This is a genomic window from Paralteromonas sediminis, from assembly GCF_003820355.1.
GTDB lineage: Bacteria > Pseudomonadota > Gammaproteobacteria > Enterobacterales > Alteromonadaceae > Alteromonas_F > Alteromonas_F sediminis.
In genome coordinates this window covers 620,216-636,239 of record NZ_RPOK01000002.1, presented here as the reverse complement: position 1 = coordinate 636,239, position 16,024 = coordinate 620,216, and the positions used below count along the sequence as shown (strand labels likewise).

Annotated in this window: 13 protein-coding genes; 3 read left to right on the top strand and 10 right to left on the bottom strand. The window is 46.0% G+C overall.

Features of this window, described 5'->3' with window-relative positions:
* Window positions 1-94 precede the first annotated feature (94 nt).
* Entirely contained in the window at window positions 95-1,060 is a 966-nt protein-coding gene (gene cysK / locus DRW07_RS08170; protein ID WP_124027384.1) for a cysteine synthase A, read from the bottom strand.
* A gap of 190 nt (window positions 1,061-1,250) precedes the next feature.
* Between cysK and DRW07_RS08165 the strand changes: the two genes are divergently transcribed.
* Both DRW07_RS08165 and DRW07_RS08160 read left to right on the top strand, forming a co-directional pair.
* The gene (locus DRW07_RS08165) at window positions 1,251-2,087 is read left to right on the top strand and encodes an AAA family ATPase (protein ID WP_124027383.1); all 837 of its coding nucleotides are present in this window, start codon (window positions 1,251-1,253) and stop codon (window positions 2,085-2,087) included.
* Window positions 2,087-3,259, top strand: coding sequence for a vWA domain-containing protein (locus DRW07_RS08160; protein ID WP_124027382.1), 1,173 nt, complete (start codon window positions 2,087-2,089; stop codon window positions 3,257-3,259). Before DRW07_RS08165 ends, DRW07_RS08160 begins: the two co-directional genes overlap by 1 nt.
* On the opposite strand, the gene DRW07_RS08155 is transcribed toward DRW07_RS08160, so the two are convergent.
* The 8 genes from DRW07_RS08155 to cmoA all read right to left on the bottom strand — a co-directional run bounded on the left by DRW07_RS08155 (window position 3,248) and on the right by cmoA (window position 12,381).
* Window positions 3,248-4,591 (bottom strand): MATE family efflux transporter, encoded by a 1,344-nt coding sequence (locus DRW07_RS08155; protein WP_124027381.1) that lies wholly within the window; start codon window positions 4,589-4,591, stop codon window positions 3,248-3,250. The genes DRW07_RS08160 and DRW07_RS08155 overlap by 12 nt on opposite strands.
* 3 nt (window positions 4,592-4,594) lie before the next feature.
* On the bottom strand, window positions 4,595-5,806 hold the full coding sequence (gene moeA / locus DRW07_RS08150; protein ID WP_124027380.1) for a molybdopterin molybdotransferase MoeA: 1,212 nt from the start codon (window positions 5,804-5,806) through the stop codon (window positions 4,595-4,597).
* A gap of 50 nt (window positions 5,807-5,856) precedes the next feature.
* The gene (locus DRW07_RS08145) at window positions 5,857-7,626 is read right to left on the bottom strand and encodes a sugar phosphorylase (RefSeq protein WP_124027379.1); all 1,770 of its coding nucleotides are present in this window, start codon (window positions 7,624-7,626) and stop codon (window positions 5,857-5,859) included.
* Between the two features lie 3 nt (window positions 7,627-7,629).
* Complete coding sequence (locus DRW07_RS08140; RefSeq protein ID WP_124027378.1) at window positions 7,630-8,853, bottom strand: glycosyltransferase family protein; 1,224 nt, start codon at window positions 8,851-8,853, stop codon at window positions 7,630-7,632.
* Between the two features lie 8 nt (window positions 8,854-8,861).
* The gene (locus DRW07_RS08135) at window positions 8,862-9,698 is read right to left on the bottom strand and encodes an HAD-IIB family hydrolase (protein ID WP_276310708.1); all 837 of its coding nucleotides are present in this window, start codon (window positions 9,696-9,698) and stop codon (window positions 8,862-8,864) included.
* A gap of 2 nt (window positions 9,699-9,700) precedes the next feature.
* Window positions 9,701-10,594, bottom strand: coding sequence for a kinase (locus DRW07_RS08130; protein ID WP_124027377.1), 894 nt, complete (start codon window positions 10,592-10,594; stop codon window positions 9,701-9,703).
* Between the two features lie 87 nt (window positions 10,595-10,681).
* The gene (gene cmoB, locus DRW07_RS08125) at window positions 10,682-11,650 is read right to left on the bottom strand and encodes a tRNA 5-methoxyuridine(34)/uridine 5-oxyacetic acid(34) synthase CmoB (protein ID WP_124027376.1); all 969 of its coding nucleotides are present in this window, start codon (window positions 11,648-11,650) and stop codon (window positions 10,682-10,684) included.
* A complete protein-coding gene (cmoA, locus tag DRW07_RS08120) occupies window positions 11,647-12,381 on the bottom strand; it encodes a carboxy-S-adenosyl-L-methionine synthase CmoA (RefSeq protein ID WP_124027375.1) in 735 nt (244 codons plus the stop codon). The genes cmoB and cmoA overlap by 4 nt, the downstream gene beginning before the upstream one ends.
* Window positions 12,382-12,487: 106 nt before the next feature.
* Between cmoA and add the strand changes: the two genes are divergently transcribed.
* On the top strand, window positions 12,488-13,489 hold the full coding sequence (add, locus tag DRW07_RS08115; protein WP_124027374.1) for an adenosine deaminase: 1,002 nt from the start codon (window positions 12,488-12,490) through the stop codon (window positions 13,487-13,489).
* 16 nt (window positions 13,490-13,505) lie between these two features.
* Here add and fadE read toward each other — a convergent pair whose 3' ends face one another.
* Window positions 13,506-15,986, bottom strand: coding sequence for an acyl-CoA dehydrogenase FadE (fadE, locus tag DRW07_RS08110; RefSeq protein WP_124027373.1), 2,481 nt, complete (start codon window positions 15,984-15,986; stop codon window positions 13,506-13,508).
* Between the last annotated feature and the right edge of the window lie 38 nt (window positions 15,987-16,024).

Below are 16,024 nucleotides of genomic sequence, written 5' to 3'. Positions count from 1 at the left end.
AACCGCTAGAAAGTAAAAAGGTCTGTCATAGAGTATACGACAGACCTTTTTGTTATGACCAGTATTAGTGTAAATACGGTGTTAACAGAACCTATTACTGAACTTCTTCTTTATCAGAAAACTCACCTGCAAAAAGTGGGCTTGATAGGTAACGTTCCGTTCCACTGGCCAGCAATACGACCACTTTTTTGTCTTTATTTTCTGGGCGCTCAGCAAAGCGCTTAGCCGCTACTACTGCAGCACCTGAGGAAATACCCGCCAAAATGCCTTCTTCTTTCATTAAGCGATGCACCATGGCCATGCATTCTTCATTAGACACTTGTTCAACTTCATCGATGATGTCCAGGTCGAGGTTACCTGGGATAAAACCCGCGCCAATTCCCTGAATTTTGTGTGGGCCAGGGGTAAGCTCTTCACCCGCTTTTGCTTGCGTAATGACCGGAGAATCTGTTGGTTCAACGGCGACTGTAACAATAGCTTTGCCTTTTTCCTGCTTAATAAAACGACTTACGCCGGTAATAGTACCGCCAGTGCCAACGCCTGCAACAAACGCATCCACTTCGCCGTCAGTGTCTTGCCAAATTTCGGGACCCGTTGTTTTAAAGTGAATCTCAGGATTAGCCGGATTGTCGAACTGTTGGAGCATTAAATAGCGAGAAGGATCGCTGTCAACAATTTCCTGTGCTGCGGCTACAGCACCTTTCATACCTTTTGGTGCTTCAGTCAGTACGAGGTTTGCCCCAAGCGCTTTGAGCAGTTTTCTGCGTTCAAGACTCATGCTGCTCGGCATCGTCAAGGTGAGTTTGTAGCCGCGAGATGCCGCTACAAAGGCGAGGGCTATCCCCGTGTTCCCACTAGTAGGCTCAACAATCTCGATGCCTTCTTTCAACACTCCACGCTTTTCTGCGTCCCAAATCATATTGGCACCAATACGGCACTTTACGCTGAAGCTTGGATTGCGAGATTCCATTTTCGCATAAACATTGCCACTGGTGACACGATTGAGTTTTACCAGCGGTGTACGGCCTATCGCCAACGAGTTGTCGTCAAATACCTGCATGAAGAATTTCCTTCTGTCTTTGCTATTGCTCCTACCAAGAATTGCACAGGTCGGAGCAGTTGATTATGATTCGGGTACGTACATACTGTACATGATTGTTTATATCATTGATGCGAATTGTAAAAATACAAAGTAGTTTTCGCTATAAGATATGGTAGATAAGTCAAAAATTTCAATCCAGAGAGAAAATATGAGTTTTACCGGTACCGATTCCTATATTGCAAGTAAAGATCTTCAGCTGGCCGTAAATGCCGCCATTACGTTAGAAAAGCCGCTGCTCATAAAAGGTGAACCGGGTACTGGCAAAACGTTACTAGCACAAGAACTGGCGCGCACCTTGAATACCCAACTCATTCAATGGCACATAAAATCTACAACCAAAGCACAGCAAGGCTTGTACGAATACGACGCAGTATCCCGTCTGAGAGACAGTCAGCTCGGTGATGAAAAGGTGCATGATATTGCCAACTACATTGTTAAAGGAAAGCTATGGCATGCCTTTGAAGCACAGCAACGTCCAGTGCTGCTGATTGATGAGATAGACAAAGCCGATATCGAATTTCCCAATGACCTCCTGCTCGAATTGGACAAAATGGAATTCTACGTTTACGAGACGCAGGAGCGCATCGTCGCCAAACAGCGGCCTATCATCATTATTACGTCTAATAATGAAAAAGAACTGCCCGACGCCTTCCTACGTCGCTGCTTTTTCCACTATATTCAGTTTCCAACCGCGGATGAGATGCGTGAAATCGTAGATGTTCACTTTAGTGATTTAAAGAAACACTTACTCGACAATGCGCTGAATGCCTTCTTTGAACTTCGCGATGTGCCGGGTTTAAAGAAAAAACCATCAACGTCCGAATTGATAGATTGGATAAAACTGCTTGTAGCCGAAGATATTCCAGCAGATGTGTTGCATAACAAAGACCAAAGAAATGCGTTACCGCCCCTACATGGTGCGTTACTAAAAAATGAGCAGGATATTCACCTGTTTGAGAAATTGATGTTTATGGCGCGTCGCTAATGCTGGTCGATTTTTTTTATACCTTGCGAAAACACAGGGTAAAAACCAGTCTTCGTGAGCTGCTCGATTTGCTTTCAGTATTGGAAAAACAAGTCGTAATGTGTGACGTGGACGGTTTTTACCGCATTAGCCGTACTGTTTTGGTGAAAGATGAAACCCAGTACGACAAATTTGATAAGGCGTTTGCCGAGTATTTTGAGGGTGTGCAGTCTATCAACTTATTCGATCAGTCTTTACCGGAAGATTGGTTAACCAAACAAATAGAGAAAACATTGACCCCAGAAGAGAAAGCTATGATTGAGTCTATGGGGGGGCTTGATGAGTTAATGGCTACGTTGAAGAAACGTTTGCAAGAACAAGAGAAACGACACCAAGGCGGAAATAAATGGGTAGGCACGGGCGGCACTTCGCCTTTTGGCGCGTTTGGTGATAACCCTGAAGGTGTGCGGATAGCTCAGGGAAAAAATCGGCAGTTCTCAGCCGTAAAGGTATGGGAAGAGCGTCAGTTCAAAAATCTGGATAGCGACAACGAACTGGGTACGCGTAACCTTAAAATGGCGCTGAGAAAGCTTAGAAAGTTCGCGCGCAGTGGTGCCAGTGAGAAATTAGACGTAAATGAAACCATTAGCCATACCGCTAAAAACGGCGGTTTGCTCGACATTCACATGGCGCCAGAGCGGCACAACGCGGTGAAACTGCTGATGTTTTTTGACATTGGTGGTTCGATGGACCCGCATATTGAAGAAGTCGAGAACTTATTTAGTGCGGCCAAAAGTGAATTTAAATATCTGGAATATTTCTATTTCCATAATTGTATTTATGAATCGGTATGGAAAGACAATCGCCGCCGTCATGCTGAAACCACTCCAGTTTGGGATATTTTACATCGCTATGGCAGTGACTATCGTGTCATTTTTGTAGGTGACGCTACCATGGGGCCTTACGAAATTACTTACCCCGGTGGTAGCGTAGAACATTGGAATGAGGAATCTGGCGAAGTGTGGATGCAGCGCATTCTTCAGCACTTTGACCGGTGCGTGTGGTTAAACCCTCAGCATCCAGGTTACTGGCAATACCACGCATCGATTAACATCATGCGTGATATCGTAGAAGACAAGATGTTCCCCATGACACTCGAAGGACTAAGCGAGGCGATTAAATCACTCTCGTAGAGTGCGTTGAATATATTTTAGCCTGAGTCCCAGCATGATTGCTGCTGCACTTAAGCCAACGATAAAGCCTATCCAAAATCCACTGGCCTGCATGGGAGTGTCGGTCAACCAGTTTGTTCTGCCTAAAATCACACCCGTTGGCAAGCCACACAGCCAGTAGGCACAAAAGGTAATGATAAACATGGCAGTGGTGTCTTTGTAGCCGCGCAGTGCATTAGCGGAGATTACCTGGATGGCATCTGAGAACTGAAATAATGCGGCAAATACCAAAAGACTGGTAGCAAGGGCTATGACTTCGGTATCTTTCGTGTAGGCAAAGACTATCCAACCTTTTGCAATTAACGTTAGGCTAGCGGTAAAAGCGGCTATGGCGAGTCCAAATATCAATGCAGCATAAACCGACTTCCGTGCAGCTTCTGTTTTCTTTTGACCAATGCGATACCCCACGCGTATTGCCACCGCCATGCCTAAACTCATGGGAAACATAAACATTAAAGAAGAAAAGTTGAGGGCGATTTGATGCGCAGCCACTATTGTGGTGCCCAGTGGCGCCAATAGTAATGCCACAACGGCAAACAGGCTTACTTCAAATAAAATCGTCATCGCTATGGGAAGCCCGAGCATGAAGCTGTACTTTATATCTTTCCATTTTGGTGAGTAAAACTGATTGAAAAGTTGATATTTGATTAGCCTCTTGCTGAACAGAACATAGATAAACGTCGCAAGCAACATGCCGTAAAACACAATCGCCGTCGCCAGGCCACAGCCCGCGCCGCCTAGTGCAGGCGCGCCAAATTTACCGTAAATGAGAACGTAATTAGCAATCACATTAATCAATAGCCCAATCAAGGTGATCACCATAGTGGGCTTAGTCAGGCCTAATCCCTCACAATAGTTTCTCAGCCACTGGTACAAAGCGAAGCCAGGCAAAGAGAAGCACAGGTATTGCACATATTCCGCCGTGATCGGTCTTAATTCCTGACTCATGGGTATATAGGCTATTAACTCGGGTACAAAAGGAAATAACAGAAAAAACAATACCGCGAGGCTGATTAATCCATAAGCTAGCTGCTGCGTTGCATAGGCAATCCTGTGATGGGCTTTTGCCCCTTGCAAACGCGATATGATGGGAGGTAATGCAAGCGCTAACCCCTGAATAAAAAACTGAGCGGGGTTAACCACACTAAAACCAACGGCCACGGCCGCCATGTCCGTGGCACTGTAGTGGCCGGCCATTATGGTATCGCTCACACCCATTAAAATCTGTGTGATTTGCGCAATAAGTAGTGGCCAAGCCAGATGGGCAAGCGCTTTCGCTTCCTTGAGTAACATACACTAATTCACAATTGAAAAAGGTTGAATTTGCACGGTTTCACCTTTTTGAAAGACAGCTTGGCCAGCGGGTAATAGCGCAAAACAATTTGCTTGTGTAATTGATGTCATAACACCCGAGCTCTGTTTTTGGTGCAGAGTCACTTCGATTAAACCGGCCTCATTCTTAGTGAAATTAGCCCTGGCAAAATCTAGCCTGCCTGGTCTGCGAGTGTGATTATGGGTAAGTCTGGCAGGGATTGTCAGGCGTTGTTTTACATGTTGACCTGATAACTTTTGCAGAATAGGTGATGCCAATTGTTCAAAGGTGACGAAGGCCGACACCGGGTTTCCCGGCAATCCGCAAAAATAACACTCGCCAAACTGACCAAATGCAAAGGGTTTCCCTGGCTTAATAGCGACTTTCCATAGGTGCAAGGTACCTAACTGGTTGAGTGTTGGTTTGACCCAATCTGCATCACCAACAGACACACCACCGGAGGAAATAACCAAGTCGTGAGTGAGTGCCAGATCTGCAAACACTTGCCTGAGTTGGTCCGGTTCGTCTTTAACAATGCCTGCATCAGTTACATTGCATTGCATAGCGCTTAATTTTGCTATCAAGCCGGCCCGGTGGCTTTCGTAGATACCCTCATTGGGCAATGGTTGCCCGGGTAAGACTAACTCACTGCCCGTAGCGACAAGGGCGACGTTAAGCTTTCTAACTACTTCAACTGCGGCGATACCCAGTGAAGATATCAACACTAAATCTGCAGATGTCAACGCATGCCCCGCTGATAGTACCTTACTACCTTTAGCGATATCATTGGCACATGGGCGAATGTTGTCACCTGCATGGCATGGTTTGGTAAACACGATATTGTCGCCATCACGCTCTGTATTCTCCTGAATGACGACAGCATTAGCACCTGGTGGAATGGCGGCCCCCGTCATAATTCGAACACATGTTGTCGCATCGACATTGATGTTTACTGCATCGCCTGCTGCAATTGAACCAATGATTGCTCTTTCTTGAGTGGTGGCGTCATCAACGTAGATCGCATACCCATCCATGGCTGAATTATCCCATGGGGGGACGTTTACGGGCGCTTGTATATCTGTTGCCAAAACCCTGTCCATGGCCTCATAAAGCGAAACCACTTCCGATTGTGTCACAGGTGTGATGTGAGAAAGTGCTTGTGAGAGTGCTTCGTCAAGAGAAAGCCAACCAGACACATTGCCCCCAGTGCGTTAAATAAAATGGTGGGGGCATTATGCGCTAATCTTTATAAAGGTTGAATGCTTTCGTTTCGGTTACTTAACCAAACGGTTTGGTAAGGCGATAACTTCAGCTGATTATTTTCTGTGTCAACCTCTTGTTGTGTGATGAGATCGGTCCATTCATCTGTCACAATCAGATTAATGTCCGTTAGGGTTAATACAAACTCTTCGTTACTGATATTGCTGATGCAAAAAACACTTTGTTTGCGGTCAATACTTTGTCGCCAAAAGCCAAACAAGCGATCGTCCAGGCGCAGAGTGAACTGCGTCGCATTGGGATGAAATGCGGGCTGTGCTGTCCTTATTCTGATCAGCTGGGTCATTCGAGTTAAGACTTTGTGATGATGTGAAAACGGTGAGTTAAGCAAGTCTTCTAACTCATTGAGGTACCATCTTCGACGATTAATAGAACGGTTTTGACCCGTATTTTCTACCTTTTCATAATCGTTTGGTGTACCTAACAAGCTGTGAATATAAATGCCTGGTATGCCTTCCATACCGAGCATAATGGCATGAGCACAAATAAACCTGTCTATTTGCCATTTGTCCTGTCCCTGAGTAGTGCCTGATAACGCATCAAACAGTGCAATATTGATCTCATAGGGCTTTTGTTGTCCCAACTCTGAGGTACGCAGCGATATCTTACCGCCAAAGGATGCCATGGTTGTGACCAATACTGACAGTTCCTCCTCACTTAGTAGCCCCTCCGCAGGGCGCAGCCCAATACCGTCATGTGACGCGATAAAATTAAAGTAAGTGGTACCGTTTTGCGCAGGTGGCATACTCATCATCCACCCATTTAGATGGCGGCTGGAACCGGTTATCAGGGTATTCACCAGTAATGGGGGAAGCGAAAAATTATAAATTGCATGTGCTTCGTTTGCATTGCCAAAATAGGTCAGGTTCTCTCGGTTAGGAATATTCGTTTCTGTAATAATAATGACGTCGGGATCCAAATGTTCAATGAGGGTTCGGTACAGGCGTATAACCTCATGGGTTTGGGGCAGATTAATGCAGTTTGTTCCCAGAATTTTCCATAGAAAGGCCACCGCATCCAGCCTGAATAGTTTTGCGCCATGGTCAATGTATTCCCGAATGATAGAGGCAAAGGCTAGCAACACGTCAGGGTTAGTGAAATCAAAATCCACTTGGTCGTGACTAAAGGTACACCACACGTATTGGGTACCGTTGGCGGTTTCTGTCTCCCTGAGTAAGGGGGATGTTCTGGGCCGAGTAACCTGACTGATGTCATCTTCAGGCGTAGCGGTAAAAAAGAAATCTTTGCCCACACCGTCTTGCTTAATAAAGTTTTCAAACCAAACACTTCTGGCTGAGCAATGGTTTATCACTAAATCAAACATCAAACCAAAGTCTTTTGCCAATTCTTCAATATCGGACCAGTCACCTAGGCCTTCGTTGACCGACGAGTAGTCGATGACAGAAAAGCCATCATCAGAGCTGTAGGGATAGAACGGCAGTATATGTACTTTGTTTATGGCATTCTTACAGTAGGTTTTGAGGAAATGGTGCAGTGTTTTTAAAGGCTTATTGCCTGCCTCAATAACACTGTCACCATAAGTGATCATGATAATATCATTTTCGTCCCAAAAGTTGCTGAATGGTGGCGGAATTTGGATATCATCATCGCTGCTTAGTCCCATCACATGTAACAATGCATCAGCCAGCTCATCAATACTGCGGTCAAGACTGACATCTTGATAGATTAAATCCAGATGGTGCCTAACTTTGTCTCTCAAAAACGAAAATGCAGACATGTCTTACCCCAAGTATTCTTTGGTATCGGCCTCAACAGCTGTGACTATCCTGTCAAGCACATCTGGCATGGCGCTGACCACCCGGTTCCAACTGGGAATAAAAGGCGTTTCCATGGGGTTATCCAGAAAACTCTGACCCGCTTTCATAATATTGGAGGCGAACATTTCTACCGCTTTTTCTTCACTGTGTATGTCCAGTGTCAGGCCATTCATAACTGCGTCGTTGTGGTAGGTCTCAATAAAATCTAATGCGATCCTAAAATAAGTCGCTTTAACAGAGCGGAAGGTTTCTAAGTTAAAGGTATTACCTTGTGTCGCAAGTTTGCGGAACATGGCTTTAGTGATGTCGATCGACATCTTGGACAAGCCTCCTTGATCATTATTCAGGGAAAGATCCTGATGCTTGTGATCGTAGGTTTCCGCAATATCAGCCTGGCAAAGTCTATTGCTTGAATAATTGCGGTGCATTTCTGAAAGCACGCCTATTTCAAGCCCCCAATCACTGGGTATACGAATATCGTTTAACACATCGCGACGAAATGAAAATTCGCCGGCAAGTGGATAGCGGAAGCTATCCATAAACTGCAAATATTCACTGTCACCGATAGTGCGCTGTAACGCTCTGATAAGTGGCGTTACCAGTAACCTAGACACTCGACCATTTATTTTGCCGTTTGCTACCCGTGCATAAAACCCTTTACAGAATTCATAATTAAACTGAGGGTTGGCGACGGGATAAATAAGTCGGGCTAATAATTCCCTGTCGTATGTGGTGATGTCGCAATCGTGTAAGGCGACTGATTCCGATTTATTGGATGCTAGAATATAGCCCATGCAATACCAGACGTTCCTGCCTTTTCCCATTTCTTTTGGGGCAAGTCCCAGCTGTTGTAACTCATCATCTATTGCCCGCAGGCGGGGGCCATCATTCCAGAGAATACGATGGTGTTGGGGTAAGCGTCCAAAAAAGTCCAGTGCATGCCGGTATTGAGATTCATTTGCCCGATCAAGACCAATGACAATTTCATTGAGGTAGGGCACTTTCACCAAGTGATCTACAATTTTGGCCAAAGCAGGTCCTTCTAGCTCCGAAAATAGTGAAGGCAGTATCAGCGCCATCGGACGTTTTTCAGAAAATTGTACGAGTTCAGCTTCCAATGCTTCCAATGGTCGGTTTGCGAGATTATGCAGTGTTGTTACTAAACCATTTTGATGGAAATCAGCCATATTGCCTCCTAAGGCATATTCTTAAAATAATCGTCCAGCATCTCATTCCAACCCTCGGGACCATACCGAGAGCTAGTGAGGAGAAGCCCGCTTGTTTTGTTAACCACTGGGGGTTGTCGGGTAGGGGATAATATGCGGATTCCAATGTCCGCTTGTTCTAACATTGCAATATCATTGCCACTGTCACCCAACGCAATGGTTGTGGGAGCCTGGGCAAGTGCAAATTGTTGTGTATAAGTGTCTGTTAACCATTTAAGCGCAATACCTTTATTCACATCACCACACAAATGTAAAAAGCGGCCACCCTCTAGCACCGTTGCGCCTCGATGTTGTGCAGCCTGAATGAAGCGACTTTTTTGCTCACTGTCTCCAGTAAACATAACGGGCTCTCCATATTGACGTTGTGCCGCCAGTTCTGCATCAGCAGGGGGGAGCCCAGTTGCCTCGCAAATTTCTGACACCGACATATCATTAAAGCCAATAAATGAATTGGGGAAATCTTTTTTTAGTCGGTCTACGATTTTTAACCAGTGGAGCCTTGGAGAAGAAAGAGATTTGCACCAATACCCGTCTGACCATACTGCCCCTGCAGGTTTGTGGGGGAAAAAGCCATGTGGAATATAAATCGCCGCGCCGTTTTCAACGATAAATGGTCCGTCTAGTTGATAGTGCTCACGCAACGCAAGAAGCTCTGCGCAGGTTTTGCTGGTGGTGGGTATCACAGGAACCTGCTCATGCTTTAGGTATGCAAGCATAGGTCTAGCCGGTTCAATACTATAGGTGTGATGGTCCAGTAACGTGCCATCCATGTCTGTGAAAATGAGTGTGTTTTTATTGTTATTCAATGCTAATCACCTGCTAATTTACCACTTAATGTGTGAATGTCGCGGTTATAATCGAGCTCATACACCCAATCGCAATACGCTGGCAGTGTTTTAAGGCCATGCTCGGTGAGTCGTTGAAAATGCTGAATAAACTGAAGTACTTGTTCAGGGCTCATTACCTTAGTGCCTTTATCAGACGAGATACTTGCTCGCAATTTTGCTTCCTGTTGCTCGCGCCATTGAGCAACAGCGTCAAAGCTGGGGGCTTTTAGCATTACCCATAAATCCATCAGCGCGTACAAGGGCTCATAGTGATGAAGAAGCTGAGTATTAACGAAACGGCGCCAGTCACCAGACGTATCTTTGTTTTGCTCAAGCGTATTGACGGGCGTGGCCAATGCTTCACTGTCCTGTGATCGTACGCCCCAGCACCAGCCTTCAAACAGAACAACATCAACTGGCAATGTTATTTGTGGCCACTGGTGTCGCGGGAAGGGGTTGTCTGACGCTTTATCGAAGCGCGGGTTGGCAAGGGGGGTTAAGGTTGTTGACTGCTGGCAATGCAGCAACACTTGCTCTAGTAGCGTGACATCATGGGTGCCCGGCACGCCACGGGTCGATAATAACGGATGCACCGTGCGCGCTAGCTGCTGGCGACTTTCCGCGGGCAGATAAAAATCATCGAGTGAACATACTACTACCTGCAACGCATAGTCTTCATGCAAACACATCGCGAGGTAGTCAGCTAAGGTTGATTTTCCTGAACCCTGGCAGCCATTAATCCCTACATAGAGCGGTTTTTCTGCACTTTTATGGTGCTCGAAAATGGCGTGCACTAACGGGTTGAACCATTTTTGTGCAAAAGACTGATAGTTAACGTCTAATTGATGTTTAGCTAAAAACGCATCAATTGTCATTATTCACCTATATTGGCTGTGGGCGAGGATGGTGGCCTTACCCGTCTTCCAAATGCTTATATAGGCTAACTAACAACAATCATGCCATCAGGCTTTAGTTGCAACTATTACTGCGCGTTTAGGTGCGGGAAACCCTTCAATTGTTTTGCTGGTGTCAGATTTATCCAGAAAGTCTACCAGTGACTGGTTTGTCATCCATTCTGTGGCACGTTGTTCCTCTAATGAGGTGACGTTTTCATCCACACACCGCACATTCTTAAAGCCTAGTCGCTCTAGCCAGCAAATCAACGCTGATGAGCTCGGCAAAAACCACACATTGCGCATTTGAGCGTAACGTTCTGGTGCCAGTAATACAGTATGCTTGTCGCCATCGACTACCAGTGTCTCCAAAATCAGTTCACCGCCTGTTCGCAACTGGTCTTTGAGTTGGGTAATAAAAGTTAGGGCGTCTTTGCGGTGGTAAAGCACACCCATTGAAAAAACGGTGTCAAATGCCTTTAATTGAGGCATGTGTTCTATACCCACAGGCGCGAAATGTATGCGTGGATCGGGAAGAAAATGCTTAATTGCCTGAAACTGAATTAAAAACAGTTGTGTGGGGTCGATACCAATTACGCGTTGGGGTTGGTGACCTAACATCCTCCACATGTGATAACCGCTTCCACAGCCTACATCTAATACATTCCTGTCTTTGAGTGATGTAATGTGGGGGAGCACACGTTCCCATTTCCAATCAGAACGCCATTCTGTGTCAATGTGAATCCCATGTAAATTAAAGGGACCTTTGCGCCAGGGCATAAACTGTTTGAGTAGCCCGGTAATTTGTTTTTTGGTGTAGGTGTCTATGTCTTGTTCACTACCAATAGTCACAGACGTGTCTAAATCTACCTTTGAGGGCTGTGTTTGTGGCAATTTTGCCAATAGCCGACACCACTTATCAAACTCACCATGTTTAGCCGTCTTTGACCATGATGCAAGTTGTGAAGGCAAGGTTTCAAGCCATGGTTCTAGGGGCGTATCTATTATCGCCTCGTACAATTCGGAAAACCATTTCATCGATGTTTCTCTGCCACCATTGAGACAAAATTATAGTTTTGATACCACACAATAACATCGTCAAACCCAGCCTCTAACAGCCGCTGCTTGTGTGTATCTAGGGTATCTGTTTTCATGACGTTTTCTATGGCTGCGCGTTTTTGAGCGATTTCCAGTTCACTGTAGCCATTATCGCGTTTAAAGGCGTGATGTAGGTCGATCAGTAGCTCATTACCTGCCTGTGTTGGATGACGAATTTTTTCAGAAAGCAAGAGTGCACCACCGGGCTTTAACGCGGTTGCAAGTTTGCTGAGTAAAGATGCTCTCTGCTCGCGGGGAATAAACTGGAGTGTGAAATTCAGACAAATCAACCCACTGCATTCATAGTTGATGCGTTGAGCATCATCACACACTACATCGATTGGATTGGGCAAGGCGTATTGACGAACGATTCTTTTACACCGCTCGACCATGGCCTGTGCGTTGTCAATCGCGACGATATGACAGAAGTCATTGGGCAAGGCTCTGCTAATAGAGAGACTGGTTTCACCCAGTGAGCAACCAATATCATACAGGGTGTCGCCCTGAGCGACGTAACGCTGTGCTATTCTTCCCGCACTGTGGGTGATAGTTTTGTATCCGGGCACAGAACGGTTGATCATATCAGGAAAAACGTCCGCGACCGTGTCGTCAAACCTGAAGTCATCAATAGCGTGGGTTTTTTGTGCATAGATATTGTCTTTCTGAGACACGCTTACTCTTCTGTATTGATTGAATGAATAGCGGTATAGTTTACCGATCTGAGACAAAAATACCTAACGGTAATCCAAATACGCGTTTAAAAAGAAGAGTGTTTTCATGATCAACAAAGGTATTCCAGTTACCGAACTTCACCGCCACCTTGATGGTAATGTCAGACCCATGACGATTTGGGAACTGGCTGAAAAAAATCAAATTTCTTTGCCTGTAGACACGCCTGAAGCGCTAGCTGCATATGTTCAAATACACGACAAGACCAGTGACTTACTGGCTTTTTTGAAAAAGCTTGATACCGGTGTATCAGTGTTAGCCAGTTATGATGACTGCAAACGCATCGCCTATGAAAATGTGGAAGATGCTGCTAAAGAAGGCATTGACTACATTGAACTGCGATTCTCACCCTATTACATGGGGGAAACACACGGTTTATCTGTTGAAGGGGTCGTTGAAGCTGTGATCGACGGCATAGATGCCGGTATGAAAGCATTTAACAGCCAGGCAAAGCTTATTGGCATTCTCAGCCGTACTTACGGCAGTGAAATATGTTTTAAGGAGCTTTCTGGGTTACTGGCCCATAAGGAAAGGATCACCGCGCTTGACCTGGCAGGCGATGAAATTCATTACCCCGCAGAACAGTTTGTCGAGCACTTTAAAAGAGGCCGTGATGCTGGCTGGCAGATAACGGTGCACGCGGGTGAAGCCGATGGGCCTAGCAGTATCTGGAAAGCCATTAATGATCTTGGTGCTGTGAGAATTGGGCATGGTGTTGCTGCTATTCAGGACGATAAGCTAATGGATTACCTGGCTAAGCATGAAATTGGTATAGAGTCCTGCCCAACATCAAACTACCAGACTGCTACTGTTCAGGATACCGCGAATCATCCAATGAAGGCGTTTTTACAACGGGGTATTCCCGTCACGCTTAGTACGGACGATCCTGGCGTTTCGGCTATTGATTTAGCACATGAATACAAGGTGGCTAAAGACGTCATTGGATTGACTGATGCCGAGCTTGCGCAGATTCAGAAAAATGGGGTAGAGCAGGCCTTTCTTTCGCAGAGTGAAAAAAAAGCGCTATATGATATAGCGCTTAATCGGTAACGTCTAAAAGCGCCGCCTAAGCGGCCTTTTTCGATTTTGTTGATTTAGTGGTTTTAGCTTTGGGTTTGGCCAAATCAGATGTCGCTGCAATCAATTCAGAGGAATCGAAGTCATCAACATTGATGGTGCGAAGTCTTCCCTCTTCTGCGCGTTTCATCAACGCGGCTTCGTCTTCATTTATCCAGCCCTCTTTGACAGCCTCATCAGCCATAGCTCCAAGTTGCGAGAAAGGCAGTTTTTGTTTTTTCTTCTTGCAAATACGCTCGTACACAGGTTCAACAGCCAGTATATCCTCCAATGTTTGTTCCAAATCACCGGCTAAACTGCCTTCCTCCCGTGTGAGATATTGTCCATCACCTAACCTGGAACGGGCAGAAGATGGTGTTTGCAACATAATGGCGATCTTGTGAGACAGCTTGTCTGACGGCTGGGTATAACGGCGCCCGAAAGGCATTGTCATTAATCGCAATACATTGGCGATCGCTCTATTGGGGAAGTTCTCGAAGAATCCCAACATAGCCGTTTCTAGATTATACAAACAATCTTGAACCGCCCAATGAACCAAAGGCAAATCTTCGTGTAAACGTCCATCTTCATCGAACCGTTTGAGTGTGGCACTGGCCAAATATAAATTGCTTAAGATGTCTCCTAAACGTGCAGATAGGCGCTCTCTGCGTTTCAGGTCACCGCCAAGTACACCCATGGCTACGTCGGTCAACAACGCCAGATTAGCACTGTAGCCTTCCATAGAGCGGTAATAACGCGCGGTTTCGTCATTAAAAGGTGTCTTATTGAATAGCCCTCCAGTGAACGCAAACCATTTTGAGCGAACAGTATTAGCGATTGCAAAACCTATGTGGCCAAATACCGCTTTGTCGAATGCCTTTAACTGCTCCTGTCTGTCGTCGACTGCTGCAGCTTTAATTTCTTGCAGCACATACGGGTGGCATCGCATCGCACCCTGACCGAAGATCATCATATTACGGGTAAGGATATTGGCGCCTTCAACCGTAATTGAAATTGGCATTCCCTGATAACCGCGGCCTAGGTAATTATTGGGCCCAAGCATGACACCCTTGCCACCGTGCACGTCCATCGCATCATTAATGACTACGCGCATACGCTCGGTGAGGTGATATTTACAAATGGCTGAAATAACCGAAGGCTTTTCGCCCAAGTCGACACCCGCAGTTGAAAAACGAGTGACGGCATCCATCAGGTAAGCGTTTGCGCCGATGCGTGCCAGCATTTCTTCGATGCCTTCCATCTGGCCAATGGGAAGCCTGAACTGACGGCGAATTCGCGCATAGGCTCCCGTTGCCATAGCCACAGATTTGGCGCCACCAGCTGAGGTAGACGGCAACGTGATGCAGCGTCCTACAGACAGACATTCCATTAGCATTCTCCAGCCTTTTCCTGCCATGGCTGGACCGCCGATAATATAGTCAAGTGGAACGAAAATGTCGTTACCGCGAATTGGACCGTTTTGGAAAGGGGTGTTTAGCGGTAGGTGGCGACGACCAATATCAAGCCCTGGTGTATCACTTGGAATAAGCGCACAGGTAATGCCAAGATCTTTTTGATCGCCAAGCAAGCCATCAGGATCATGCAATTTAAACGCAAGACCCACAACAGTTGCTACTGGTGCGAGGGTGATATACCGCTTATCAAAGGTTAGGCGCATTCCCAGCACTTTTTTGCCCTTGTATTCACCTTCGCAGACTATACCCGTGTCGGGAATTGCGCCTGCATCTGAACCTGCTTCTGGGCTGGTAAGTGCAAAGCAGGGAATTTCTTCACCATTGGCCAGGCGAGGTAGGTAATAATCTTGTTGCTCTTTGGTGCCGTAGTGCTGTAGCAGCTCACCTGGCCCTAAAGAATTAGGTACACCAACGGTACTGGACAACACCGCACTGGTACCCGCGAGCTTTTGTAACACTCGCGACTGTGCAAATGCAGAATATTCAAGCCCGCCATATTCCTTTTTGATGATCATGGCGAAAAATTTGTGTTGTTTTAGAAATGCCCATATTTCAGGCGATAGATCGGCGTCTTTATGGTTGATTTGCCATTCGTCAACCATGGAGCACACCTTGTCTACTGGGCCGTCAAGGAAGGCTTGCTCTTCCGCAGTAAGGCGGCTTTTTTCAATAGAGTGAAGCTTGTTCCAGTCTGGCTTACCTGAAAAAATATCACCATCCCACCATACGGTTCCCGCATCGATTGCCTCTTGCTCAGTACTGGACATCTCGGGCATGACCTTTTTATAAAAGGCCAACATGGGTTTGGTGAGATAGGTTAAACGCAGTGATGACACCGCAAACGGCGCAAACACGGCGGCATAAATAAGCCAAGCAAGTAATCCGACACCACCAGCAAAGGTGCCTAGCAGTAAAACGGCTGCACCTGCGGCAATAGTATTATTGAGTGAAGCGCGTTTATAGGTGGCTATACTGAGAGCAGCCACCACTAATAAAAACCAAATGAACGATTCCATAACATCCCTCTCTATGAGATTGACCCAATAAGATTCTC